This is a genomic window from Rathayibacter sp. PhB151, from assembly GCF_004366415.1.
Taxonomy (GTDB): Bacteria; Actinomycetota; Actinomycetes; order Actinomycetales; family Microbacteriaceae; genus Rathayibacter; species Rathayibacter festucae.
This window is the reverse complement of the sequence record NZ_SOEN01000006.1, coordinates 215,250-226,779: the sequence shown is the minus strand read 5'-3', so window position 1 is coordinate 226,779 and position 11,530 is coordinate 215,250. Positions and strand designations below refer to the sequence as shown.

Genomic DNA, 11,530 nt, shown 5'->3' with positions numbered 1-11,530 from the left:
TGGGGCGGGGTGCCTCGTCGCGGCTCCTTCCCGCGCGCCTGCGGCGCGCCCGCCAGACCCGAGCCAGGAGCCGCGACGAGGCACCGCGCCCCTCCGGGGCCGGCAGCGGGGGACGGGCGCGCCCTTCGGGCGGCGCGGTGTGGAGTCCGGGTTGAAGGGACCAGCAGTGTGGGCGGACCTCGGTGGTCAGGAGTGCAAGCGGACCTCGTCGCCGGGGGTCAGGTGGGCCAGGGTGTCGAGGGAGGACGCGGCGATGACGGCGAGGACCGGGTAGCCGCCTGTTGTCGGGTGGTCGGGGCCGAAGAGGACGGGGAGGCCTGAGGGCGGGAGCTGGATCGAGCCGTGGACCAGGCCCTCGCTGGGGAGCTCGGGGGCGTCGCCTGTGGGGAGGGGGGTGCCGGTGAGGCGGAGGCCGATGCGGTCGGCGGAGGGGCTCAGGTGCCAAGGGTCGCCGAGCAGGCGCTGCCACGTGCCCGGGGGCAGGAGGTCGAGGCGGGGGCCCGGGTGGACGCGCAGGACCTTGTCGCGTGGCGCGTCGAAGGGCCACCAATCGGGGAGGAGGACCTCGCCGGCAGGGGAGCCGAGGGGGAGCAGGTCGCCGGGGCGCAGGGGGGCCGGACCGAGGGCGGAGAGGGTGTCGCGGGAGCGGGAGCCGAGGACGGGTGGCGCGGCGATGCCGCCGCGGACGCCGAGGGTGCGGCGCAGGCCCGCCGTCAGGGGGCCGAGTCGCAGGATCGAGTCCGCGGGCGCGAGCGTCGGCAGGACGCGGTCGAGGGCGGCGCCGTCGAGGGTCGCGGCTCCGGCGGCGCCGGTGAGGCTGATCCAGGCGGGGGTCTCGAAGCGGGCGGTGAAGCCGGCGCCGAGCAGTTCGAGCGCAGCCGCATCCGGGGCGTTGCCGAGCAGGCGGTTCGCGAGGCGGAGAGCGCCGCGGTCCATCGCGCCGGAGCGTCCGACGCCGACGGCGGCGTGGCCGGGGCGGCCCTGGTCCTGGATCAGCGCGAGGGGGCCGGGGTCGAGGATGCGCAGGCTCACGGCAGCGCCCGGAAGCGGACCTCGTCGCCGGGGGCGAGCAGGGCGGGCGGCAGGCGCTCGATGTCCCAGAGCGCTGCGTCGGTCGAGCCGATCAGCTGCCAGCCGCCGGGGGAGGAGCGCGGGTAGACGCCGGAGTAGCCCGCTGCGAGGGCGACCGCGCCCGCCGGGACGCGGGTGCGCGGCTCGGCGCGGCGGGCGACCTCCGGCCAGCGGGCGAGCGCGACCAGGTAGGCGAAGCCGGGGGCGAAGCCGCCGAAGGCCGCGCGCCACGGGGTCGCCGTGTGGCGGCGGATCAGTTCGGCGGGCGTCCAGCCGAGGGCGTCCGCCGCCTCGGCGAGGTCGGCGCCGTCGTAGCGGACGGCGATCTCGTGCCGGCGGCCGACCGTTCCCGGCCCGTTCGGCTCGGTCGCCTCCGCGGTCCGCAGGATCCACGGGGACGCGGTCGCGACCGGCAGTGACTCGTCCAGCACGACGAGGACCGTCCGCGCGGCGGGGACGAGGTCGAGCACGCCTGCGGGGCGGGACCGGTCGAGCGCCGCGGTGAGGGCGAGCGCCTCGTCCAGGCCGTCGACCTCGACCAGCACGGCGCGGTCGCCGGAGGGCAGCAGCCGCACCGGGATCACGGCGTAGCGCTCACCAGGGCGACGCCCGCCTCGGCGAGGGCCGTGCGCACCGCCTCCGCCATCGCGACGGCGCCGGGGGTGTCGCCGTGCACGCAGAGGGAGTCGACGTCGAGCTTCACGTCCTCGCCTGAAGCCGCCGTCACTGCGCCCTCGAGGACCATCCGCACGGCCCGGGCCGCGACGACCGCCGGGTCGGCCAGCAGGTCGCCCGGCTCGCCGCGCGGGACGAGCGTCCCGTCGGCGCGGTAGCCGCGGTCGACGAACGCCTCGCGCAGGAACGGCAGGCCGGCGCTCGCCGCCGCCTGCTCGACGGCGGAGGACCGAAGGCCGAGCAGGGGCAGTCCGGGCGCGGCGTCGCGGACCGCGGCGACCACGGCCTCCGCCTGACGCTCGTCGCGGACGATGCGGTTGTAGAGGGCGCCGTGCGGCTTCACGTAGCGCACCTCCGTGCCGGCGGCCCGCGCGACCGCCTGGAGGGCGCCGAGCTGGTAGACGACGTCGGCGTGCAGCTCGTCGGGGCCGACGGGCAGGTCGCGTCGCCCGAAGCCTGCGAGGTCGCGGTACGCGACGTGGGCGCCGATCGCCACGCCGCGCCGGGCGGCGGTGCGGCAGGTGGCGAGCATGATCGAGGGGTCGCCGGCGTGGAAGCCGCAGGCGATGTTCGCGCTCGTGACGAGCCGGAGCATTGCGTCGTCGTCGCCGAGCGACCACACGCCGAAGCCCTCGCCGAGGTCGGCGTTCAGGTCGATCGCACTCCGCATCCTCCGAGCCTACGGGCGGCGTCCAGCCGGGGCTCGCTAGCGTGGGCAGACGCGCTCGCGTTCCCACCCCCTCCGGACCACCGCTCGAGCGCGCCCCCACGAAGGAGAAAACATGCTGACCGTCAACGCCTACGCCGCCCCCTCCGCCACCGAGCCGCTCGTCCCCACCACGATCGAGCGCCGCGACGTCGGAGCGCACGACGTGCTCATCGAGATCGCCTACGCGGGCATCTGCCACTCCGACATCCACACCGTCCGCGGCGAGTGGGGCCCCGTCCAGTACCCCCTCACCGTCGGCCACGAGATCGTCGGCGTCGTCGCCGAGGTCGGCTCCGAGGTGTCCAAGCACAAGGTCGGCGACCGCGTCGGCGTCGGCTGCATGGTCAACTCCTGCCGCGAGTGCGAGAACTGCCTCGCCGGCGAGGAGCAGTACTGCCTGAAGGGCAACACCGGCACCTACGCCTCCGTCGACCGCGACGGCACCGTCACCCAGGGCGGCTACTCCACCCACGTCGTCGTCGTCGAGGACTTCGTGCTCCGCGTCCCGGAGTCGATCCCGTACGAGGCCGCCGCGCCGCTGCTCTGCGCCGGCATCACCACCTACTCGCCGCTCTCGCACTGGGAGGCGGGCCCCGGCAAGCGGGTCGCCGTCGTCGGTCTCGGCGGGCTCGGCCACATGGCCGTCAAGTTCGCGCACGCGATGGGCGCCGAGGTCACCGTGCTGTCGCAGACGCTGAGCAAGAAGGAGGACGGCCTCCGTCTGGGCGCCGATCACTACTACGCGACGAAGGACGAGGAGACGTTCCCGACGCTCAAGAACACCTTCGACATCATCATCAACACGGTCAGCGCGCCGCTCGACCTGGACGCCTACCTCGGCCTCCTGCGCCGCAACGGCACGATGGTCAACGTCGGCGCTCCGGCCGAGGCGCTGCCGCTGCACGTCTTCACCCTGTTCGCCGCGCGCCGCTCCTTCGCGGGCTCCGGCATCGGCGGCATCCGCGAGACCCAGGAGATGCTCGACTTCTGCGCCGAGAAGGGCATCGCGAGCGAGGTCGAGGTCGTCTCGGCGTCGCAGATCAACGAGGCCTACGAGCGCGTGCTCGCCTCGGACGTGCGCTACCGCTTCGTCATCGACGTCGCGACGCTCACGAAGTAGCGGTTCCACCTGCCGCGGGGTCGGCTACGGTCGTTCGCATGAGCGAGCGCAGCCACCCCGCGGTCGACCGCGTCCTGGCCGATCTCGAGGTTCACGGGGTGCGGCCGCCGGTCCGCTGGCTCGATGAGGCGGCGTCGACGGCGGCGCTCGCCGCTGCGGCCCTCGGCATCGAGGTCGGCCAGATCGCGAATTCGCTGATCTTCCTCCTCGACGGGACGCCGCTGCTGGTCCTCACCAGCGGTGGGCACCGCGTCGACACCGACTGGCTGGGCGACGAGCTCGGTGGGGAGATCACCCGTGCCTCGGCGTCGGTCGTCAAGGCCGCGACGGGCCAGACCATCGGAGGCGTCGCGCCGGTCGGTCACCCGACCCCGCTGCTCACCGTGGTCGACACCGCCCTGGCCGAGTACGACACCGTCTGGGCGGCCGCCGGCCACGCCCACACCGTCTACCCGACCAGCGCCGCGGAGCTCGTCCGCGTCACCGGAGGCGGCCTTCGCCCGGTCGTCCCGCCGGCGTGACCCGTTCTGCTGCTCGGTCGGCGAAGCCTGCTGATCGAGCAGCCCGCTCCGCGGGCGTATCGGTCGGCGAAGCCGCCTTGCGTCTCGGTGGTGACGGGAAGGACGCGCCGCGCCCCTTTTCATGCTGGTCGAGTAGCCCCGCAGGGGCGTATCGAGACCCACCGCCCTCGACAGGGCGGGTCTGCAGACTCGCGTTCTGACGGTGGTGGATCTCGAGACGCCCGCTCCGCGGGCTACTCGATCAGCATGGTCCGCCCATGCCTACCAGGTGATCTTTCTAGGAGGTCCGAGGGTCAGCGGACGCGGCCTGCGCCGTCGGCCGCGGTCACGAGGAACAGCTCGGGGGTGCGGAAGCCCTTGTCGGCGAAGGCGGCGAGGACCGCCGCGCGGACCTCCTCCTCCTTCTCGACGGGGGTGAGTGCGATGGCGGAGCCGCCGAAGCCGCCGCCCGTCATCCGCGCACCGATCGCGCCGGCGCCGCGGGAGGCCTCGACCGCGGTGTCGAGCTCGGGGATCGAGATCTCGAAGTCGTCGCGGAGCGAGACGTGGCCGGCGTCGAGGAGCTCGCCGATCGCGCGCGGTCCCTGCTCGCGGAGGGTGCGGACGGTCGTGAGGACGCGGGCGTCCTCGGTCACCACATGCTTCACGCGGCGGTAGGTCACGTCGTCGAGGAGCTCCTCGGCGCGGGGCAGGTCCTCCACCGACAGCTCGCGCAGCGACTCCACTCCGAGCGTCGACGCCCCGAGCTCGCAGGACGCGCGGCGCTCGGCGTAGCCGCCGGTGGCGTGCGCGTGCTCGACCCGGGTGTCGATGACGAGGAGCACCAGCCCGGCCTCCTCGAAGCCGAGCGGCACGACCTCGGTGTCCAGGCTCCGGCAGTCGAGGAAGACGGCCGCGTCGCGCTCGCCGAACAGCGAGGCGGACTCGTCCATGATCCCGGTCGGCGCGCCGACGGCGACGTTCTCGGCGCGACGGCCCACGCGGGCGAGCGTCGCGCGGTCGAGCCCGAGCTCCCAGAGCTCGTTCAGCGCCACGGCCATCGCGCACATCAGCGCGGCCGAGCTGGAGAGCCCGGCGCCGACCGGCACGTCGGAGTCGACGAACGCGTCGAAGCCCGAGCGCGCGCCGAGGTCGACGCCGTACTCGCTGAGCGCCCAGACGACGCCGAGCGGGTAGGCCGACCAGCCGTCGAGCGCGTCCGGCCCGAGGTCGTCCAGCGAGATCTCGACGTGCTCGGGGGAGAAGGCGCTCGAGATCCGGACGACCCGGTCCTCCCTCGGCGCGACGGCCATCGCGGTGGCGCGGTCGATGGCGAACGGGAAGACGAAGCCGTCGTTGTAGTCGGTGTGCTCGCCGATCAGGTTGACGCGGCCGGGTCCGGCCCAGACGCCGACGGCCGGGTGGCCGTAGGCGCGCTCGAAGTCCTGCGCGGCGCGCTCGGCGACGGCGTCGAGGGAGGCGGAGGTGGTCATCGGTTCTCCTCGGGGGTGGTGTCGGCGGCGGGGAGCGACGCGTCGGGGTTCGCGGCCGTCTCGGCGGCCAGGGTGGCGGCGTCGGCGCGCTCGATCGCCTCGCGCAGGGCGGCGGCGCTCGTCTCGGGGGCGATGTCGCCGATCCAGGCGCCCATCGCCGCCTCGCTGCCCGCGAGGTACTTGAGCTTGGTGGCGGCGCGGCGCGGCGACGTGATCTGCAGCATGAGCCGCACCTCGTCGCGCCGCTCGTGCACCGGCGCCTGATGCCAGGCGGAGATGTAGGGGGTGGGCGAGTCGTAGAGCGCATCGATCCCGCGCAGGAGTCGCTGGTAGACCACGGCGAGCTCGTCGCGCTCCTCGGGCGTCGTCTCGCTGATGTCGGCGACGTGGCGGTGCGGCAGCACGTGCACCTCGATGGGCCAGCGCGCGGCGAAGGGCACGAAGGCCGTCCAGTGCTCGCCGCGGACGAGCACGCGCTCGCCGGCCTGCTCGAAGGCGAGGATGTCGGCGAACATCCCGGGGCCGTAGGCGTCGAGCGACGCGAGCAGCCGCGTCGTCCGCGGGGTGACGTACGGGTAGGAGTAGATCTGGCCGTGCGGGTGGTGCAGGGTGACGCCGATCGCCTCTCCGCGGTTCTCGAACGGGAAGACCTGCTGCACCCCGGGCAGAGCCGACAGTGCGGCGACGCGGTCGGCCCACGCCTCCACGACGGTGCGGGCCCGCGAGGCGGAGAGCGTCGCGAACGAGCCCTCGTGCTCGGGGCTGAAGCAGACGACCTCGCAGCGGCCGACGCTCGTCAGGGTCCGGCCGAGGCCGAGCGTGCGGAGGTCCTCGAGGGACGCGGGCGCGTCCTCGTCCTCGAGCAGCGGCCCGAAGGACGGCGAGCGGTTCTCGAAGACGGCGACGTCGTAGACGCTCGGCACCTCCGACGGGTTCGTCGGCGAGGCCGGGGCGAGCGGATCGAGCTCGGCCGGCGGCAGGAAGACGCGGTTCTGCCGGGAGGCGGCGATCGACACCCACTCCCCGGTGAGGACGTCCTGGCGCATGCGCGCGGTCGCGGGGCGGGGATCGAGCTCGCGGGCATCCGCCGAGCGCTCGGGAGGGAGGGACGTGTCCGCGTCATCGAAGTAGATGAGGTCACGGCCGTCGGCGAGGACGTGCGGGCGCTTGACGACGCCGGCGGAGAGGGGGATCGCTTCGTTCATGGCACCGCCCACGATAGACCGCGACCTTCGGAAAGGAAAGCATGGTTTCTCTTTGACAAGTCGATGGCGCGAAGGACACGATGGAGCGATGAGGACGGGCGGGGAGCAGGAGAGCCGCTCGGCGCTCGAGCGCCGCTTCGAGATGCGGCTGCTCGCCGAGAAGCAGGGCTTCGTCTCCGTCGCGGACCTCTCCGACCGCCTCGGCGTCTCCGTCGTCACCGTCCGCTCCGACCTCGACCGGCTCGCCGGCGAGGGGACCGTCCAGCGCGTCCGCGGGGGAGCCGTGCCGACCGGCGAGCGCTCGGGGGAGCGCTCGTTCGAGGAGGGCCTCGCCGCCGCCTCCGACGAGAAGGCCGCGATCGGCCGCGAGGCCGCCGCCTCGGTCGTCTCCGGCGAGAGCGTGATCCTCGACGTCGGCACCACGACGCTCGCGATCGCCCACGCACTCGTGGCGCGTGACGACCTCCGCGACGTCACCGTCGTCACCAACGGCCTCAGCCTCGCGCTCGCGCTCGAGCCCGCCATCCCGCGCTTCACCGTCGTCGTCACCGGCGGCACCCTGCGCCCGCTGCAGCACTCCCTCGTCGAGCCGCTCGCCTCCGAGGTTCTCGAGCGGATCCGCGCCGACGTCGTCTTCGTCGGCTGCACGGGCGTCCATCCCGAGGCGGGGGTGACCAACGTGAACCTGCCCGAGGCGACGCTCAAGCGCCGCATGCTGCACGCGGCCACCCGCCGCGTCGTGGTCGCCGACTCGAGCAAGCTCGGCGTCGTCGACCTCGGCCGGGTCGCCGGCACCGAGGAGTTCGACCGCCTGCTCACCGGCGCGGCCGCAGGCGGCGCCGTCGTGGAGCGGCTCGAGTCGGCGGGCCTCGCCGTCACCCTCTGCGGCACGCTCCGGCCCGGTCCGCAGGCCGACGGCGGTGCCGGTCCGTAGGATTCAGGGATGGCCGACTTCACTCCCGCCCCCGCAACCGGGCGCCAGTTCGCCCTCGACCTCACCGCCGAGGGACGCACCCTGCACGCCGTCGTCACGGAGGTGGCCGCAGGGCTGCGTCACCTCTCCGTCGACGGCGTCGAGATCACCGCCGGATACCCCGAGACCGTCGTCCCGCCGTTCGGCTCGGGCATCGTCCTGATGCCCTGGCCCAACCGCGTCAAGGACGGCCGCTGGCACCACGCCGGGCGCACCCAGCAGCTCGACATCACCGAGCCCAAGTACCACAACGCGATCCACGGACTGCTGCGCAGTGCCTCCTACCGCGTCGTCGAGCAGGGCCCGTCGTTCGTCGAGCTCGCCGCGCCCGTCGTCCCGCAGGCGGGCTACCCGTTCCACCTCGAGACCACGGTCCGCTACGAGCTGCAGGCCGACGGCCTGAAGGTCGTGCACCGCGTCGTCAACGTCGGCGCCGTTGAGGCGCCGGTCGCGATCGGCACGCACCCGTTCCTCGCGATCGGTGACGTCCCGACCGACGAGCTCGAGATCACGGTCGACGCGGCGGTGCACATCGAGGTCGACGAGCGGCTCAACCCCACGGGTCAGAGCCCGGTCGACGGCACCGAGTGGGACCTCCGCCGCGGACGCCGGATCGGCGAGCTCGAGCTCGACGACGCCTGGGCCGACGTCACGATCGTCGACGGCGAGAGCGTCCACGGCCTCCGCGCCGACGACGGCCGCCGCGTGCTGCTCTGGGCCGACGCCTCGCACAACTTCATCCAGGTCTTCATCACCCGGATCTTCCCGGACGGCGACGACGTCAAGACCGCCATCGCGGTCGAGCCGATGACCGCGCCCGCAGAGGCGCTCAACTCCGGTCAGGGCCTGCGCTGGCTCGAGCCGGGCGAGGAGTGGAGCGTCGCCTGGGGCATCCGCCACGAGGGCTTCCCCGCCTCGTCATGACGACGAGCAGCACGAGCGCCGTCAGCACCTCCGCCGGCGGCACCTCCGCCGGGCGCACCTCCGCCGGGCGCGACGACGAGGCCAAGCGCGCCGCCCTCGTCGCGATGAAGCGGCTCGCCACCGGGCTGCTGGTGCTGATGGCGATCGTGTTCGCCGTGTCCTTCGCCCTCCAGGACCGCTACCCCTGGCTGCAGTGGGTGCGCGCGGCGAGCGAGGGCGGCATGGTCGGCGCGCTCGCGGACTGGTTCGCGGTGACGGCGCTCTTCCGACGGCCGCTCGGGCTGCCGATCCCGCACACGGCGATCATCCCGACCAAGAAGGACGAGATCGGCGCGAGCCTCGCCCAGTTCGTCGAGGAGAACTTCCTCCGCGGCGCGATCGTCCGCGAGAAGCTCGACTCCTTCGGCATCGCCCGCCGTGCCGGGCTCTGGCTCGCCGAGCCCGAGAATGCGCACCGCGTCGGCGGCGAGAGCGCGGCGGCGGTCCGGTCCGCGATCGCGCTGCTCGACGACTCCGACGTGCAGCGCGTGATCGAGGCGCTCGCCCGGCGCCACCTGCTCGATCCGCAATGGGGCCCGCCGCTCGGCTCGCTCGTCGGCAGCGTCGTCGAGGCGGGGCACCACCGCCGACTCGTGGACACGCTGGTCGAGCAGGCCGAGGCCTGGCTGATCGCGAACCCCGAGAGCTTCACCCGGATGGTCAGCGGCCGGCTCCCCAGCTGGCTGCCCTCCGCGGTCAGTCGCGCGGTCGACGAGCGGCTCTACCGCGAGGCGCTCGTCCTCGTCGAGACGATCCGCGACGACCAGGGTCACCCCTTCCGGATCGCGGTGGACGGCTACCTCGCGACGCTCGCGAAGGACCTCGGCAGCGACCCCGATCTGATCATGCGCGTCGAGGAGATCAAGAACCGCGCCTTCGACAGCCCCCGGGTGCGCGAGCTGGCCGGGGACGCCTGGGAGTCGACGAAGTCGTCGCTCCTCGGCGCGATGGACGACCCGGAGAGCCCGCTGCGCGCGAGCATCGAGTCGATCGTCGTCGACCTCGGCCGCCGGCTCTCGACCGATCAGGCGCTCGCCTCGACCGTCGACACCTGGATCGGCACCGTCGCGGCGAACCTCGTCGACCGCTACCGGGGCGACATCGCCAGCATCATCGGCGAGACGATCGGCCGCTGGGACCCGCAGGAGACCTCCGAGAAGCTCGAGCTGCAGGTCGGCAAGGACCTGCAGTTCATCCGGATCAACGGCACCGTCGTCGGCTCGCTCGCCGGCCTGGTGATCTTCACCGTCGCCCACGCGCTCTTCGGCTCCTGACGCGGACACCCGCCGCATCATGCGCGCGATCGGAACGGGTCGCTCCGGCCCGCTCCGCAAGCCCTCGCCGGTGTCGGTGGTCGGGCGTACGGTCGCAGCATGAGCGACGACACCCCCAACACCACCGATCCCGACGTCAAGACCGAGGGCGACGTCCTCGGCGCCCGTGCCGATGACGGCAGCGACACCAGCGCCAGCAAGGACCCGTCCGACTGGGTCACCGGCGACGAGCCGATGACCGGCCCGCAGCGCAGCTACCTCGACACCCTCGCCCGCGAGGCGGGCGAGACCCTCCCCGCCGACATCACGAAGGCGGAGGCGTCCGAGCACATCGATCGCCTGCAGTCCGCGACCGGCCGCGGCGACGGCAGCAAGTAGCCTCCCGCCCCACCCGCACCCGGGCGCACGACGGCTGAGCATTGCTGCCGTCGTGCGCCCCCGTGTCGGGGCCGTCAGGATGCGCCGACCCTCTCTAGGGTCACGGGCATGGCGATGTCCCGGACCACGCAGACGGCTCTCGATCTCATCGACGCGGTACGGATCCCGGAGGGGATCGACCCGCGTCTCGCCCGCCAGGTCTCGCTCTCGCTGAGACTCCTCCTCGAATCCGACAGCTTCGGTCCGAGCGACCGGACGCTGCGCCGCCGCTCCCGCAGGCTGCGCGCCGGTCGCCTGGTCTGACGGCCGTGGCAGGAGTGCCTGCTTGACCTCGCAGGGGGCAGACAGCGCGCGCACAGCGGTCTAGAATTCGGGTCATCCGGTCCGCCGGACGCCTGCGGGGCCGAGCACGGGGACGACGTCGTCCCACGAGCCGGGCCCGCCCTCCGCTCGCACGACGAGCGACCGCTCCCTGCCGACGCTCAGCGCCGACGCCGTCTCGATGAGGAGACCGTCATGCCGTCCTTCCGCTCCACCCTGCTCGCCCTCGCCGCCTCCGTCGCCCTCGTCGGCGCCGCCGCCACCCCCGCCCTCGCCGACCACAACGCCGGGGCCAACCTCGACGGCTACGCCTCGACCGACATCTCGTCGAACGGCTCCTGCTACTACGGCGCCCTCCTCACGGGCTCGCCCGACATCAGCCTCTCGACGACCAGCTACCGCTTCGTCCGCACCGGCGCCTCGCTGACGCTGGTCTGCTCCTACACGAGGATCCCGTCGTTCATCCCCGGCACCGAGCAGGGCGACGGCGGGGACTGGTACGCCCCGAAGAAGCCGACCCGCTACGTGGCCCAGGACGCCTGTCTGCCGCCGGGCGTCGACTCGGCCGGAGAGGAGTACCTCGACGATCCCGGTCGCGCGGTCGACAAGGTCGACGCGAAGACGCTGTTCTACCGCTCGACCATGACGATGGTCTGCTTCTGGGCCGACGACCCCACGCGCTGACCCGCAGGGGCGGCCGGCGGTGTCCCCTTCCGCCGGTCGCCCCGCCCCCGCGGCCGCCCCTGCTGATCGCTCAGCCGCAATCGCGGGGCGAGGAGGCGACCGAGGTTCAGAGGGAGGTGGGTCTCGATACGCCCTGCGGGGCTCCTCGACCAGCAAGATCTGCG

13 protein-coding genes are annotated in these 11,530 nt (G+C 73.6%); 8 read left to right on the top strand and 5 right to left on the bottom strand.

Features of this window, described 5'->3' with window-relative positions; all coding sequences use genetic code 11:
• Window positions 1-186: 186 nt before the first annotated feature.
• Genes EDF35_RS01690 through EDF35_RS01680 form a run of 3 tightly spaced genes read right to left on the bottom strand, consistent with a single transcriptional unit; the run spans window position 187 to window position 2,416 of the window.
• The gene (locus EDF35_RS01690; protein ID WP_243839813.1) at window positions 187-1,032 is read right to left on the bottom strand and encodes a biotin-dependent carboxyltransferase family protein; all 846 of its coding nucleotides are present in this window, start codon (window positions 1,030-1,032) and stop codon (window positions 187-189) included.
• Complete coding sequence (locus EDF35_RS01685) at window positions 1,029-1,655, bottom strand: carboxyltransferase domain-containing protein (protein WP_243839812.1); 627 nt, start codon at window positions 1,653-1,655, stop codon at window positions 1,029-1,031. Before EDF35_RS01685 ends, EDF35_RS01690 begins: the two co-directional genes overlap by 4 nt.
• Complete coding sequence (locus tag EDF35_RS01680; protein WP_133960561.1) at window positions 1,652-2,416, bottom strand: 5-oxoprolinase subunit PxpA; 765 nt, start codon at window positions 2,414-2,416, stop codon at window positions 1,652-1,654. Before EDF35_RS01680 ends, EDF35_RS01685 begins: the two co-directional genes overlap by 4 nt.
• A 112-nt stretch (window positions 2,417-2,528) precedes the next feature.
• Here EDF35_RS01680 and EDF35_RS01675 point away from each other — a divergent pair, with 112 nt between their 5' ends.
• Both EDF35_RS01675 and EDF35_RS01670 read left to right on the top strand, forming a co-directional pair.
• Complete coding sequence (locus tag EDF35_RS01675; RefSeq protein WP_133960560.1) at window positions 2,529-3,575, top strand: NAD(P)-dependent alcohol dehydrogenase; 1,047 nt, start codon at window positions 2,529-2,531, stop codon at window positions 3,573-3,575.
• A 38-nt stretch (window positions 3,576-3,613) separates the two neighbouring features.
• Window positions 3,614-4,096 carry a YbaK/EbsC family protein gene (locus EDF35_RS01670; RefSeq protein WP_123702210.1) on the top strand — a complete coding sequence of 161 codons (483 nt, stop codon included), beginning with the start codon at window positions 3,614-3,616 and terminating at the stop codon, window positions 4,094-4,096.
• A 293-nt stretch (window positions 4,097-4,389) separates the two neighbouring features.
• On the opposite strand, the gene galK is transcribed toward EDF35_RS01670, so the two are convergent.
• Complete coding sequence (gene galK, locus EDF35_RS01665) at window positions 4,390-5,568, bottom strand: galactokinase (RefSeq protein WP_123702212.1); 1,179 nt, start codon at window positions 5,566-5,568, stop codon at window positions 4,390-4,392.
• Window positions 5,565-6,773, bottom strand: coding sequence for a galactose-1-phosphate uridylyltransferase (gene galT / locus EDF35_RS01660; protein ID WP_123702214.1), 1,209 nt, complete (start codon window positions 6,771-6,773; stop codon window positions 5,565-5,567). The genes galK and galT overlap by 4 nt, the downstream gene beginning before the upstream one ends.
• An 88-nt stretch (window positions 6,774-6,861) precedes the next feature.
• On the opposite strand from galT, the gene EDF35_RS01655 reads away from it, so the two are divergent.
• From EDF35_RS01655 to EDF35_RS01630, 6 genes are all read left to right on the top strand, one after another.
• The gene (locus tag EDF35_RS01655; protein WP_243839811.1) at window positions 6,862-7,707 is read left to right on the top strand and encodes a DeoR/GlpR family DNA-binding transcription regulator; all 846 of its coding nucleotides are present in this window, start codon (window positions 6,862-6,864) and stop codon (window positions 7,705-7,707) included.
• Window positions 7,708-7,716: 9 nt separating this feature from the next.
• Window positions 7,717-8,670 carry an aldose 1-epimerase family protein gene (locus EDF35_RS01650; RefSeq protein WP_133960559.1) on the top strand — a complete coding sequence of 318 codons (954 nt, stop codon included), beginning with the start codon at window positions 7,717-7,719 and terminating at the stop codon, window positions 8,668-8,670.
• Window positions 8,667-9,983 carry a DUF445 domain-containing protein gene (locus EDF35_RS01645; RefSeq protein ID WP_133960558.1) on the top strand — a complete coding sequence of 439 codons (1,317 nt, stop codon included), beginning with the start codon at window positions 8,667-8,669 and terminating at the stop codon, window positions 9,981-9,983. The genes EDF35_RS01650 and EDF35_RS01645 overlap by 4 nt, the downstream gene beginning before the upstream one ends.
• Before the next feature lie 99 nt (window positions 9,984-10,082).
• Window positions 10,083-10,361, top strand: a complete 279-nt coding sequence (locus EDF35_RS01640) for a DUF3072 domain-containing protein (RefSeq protein ID WP_123735088.1) — start codon at window positions 10,083-10,085, stop codon at window positions 10,359-10,361.
• 108 nt (window positions 10,362-10,469) lie between these two features.
• The gene (locus EDF35_RS01635; RefSeq protein ID WP_123445135.1) at window positions 10,470-10,664 is read left to right on the top strand and encodes a hypothetical protein; all 195 of its coding nucleotides are present in this window, start codon (window positions 10,470-10,472) and stop codon (window positions 10,662-10,664) included.
• A gap of 213 nt (window positions 10,665-10,877) precedes the next feature.
• Window positions 10,878-11,366, top strand: a complete 489-nt coding sequence (locus EDF35_RS01630; RefSeq protein ID WP_133960557.1) for a hypothetical protein — start codon at window positions 10,878-10,880, stop codon at window positions 11,364-11,366.
• The last annotated feature ends 164 nt before the right edge of the window (window positions 11,367-11,530 follow it).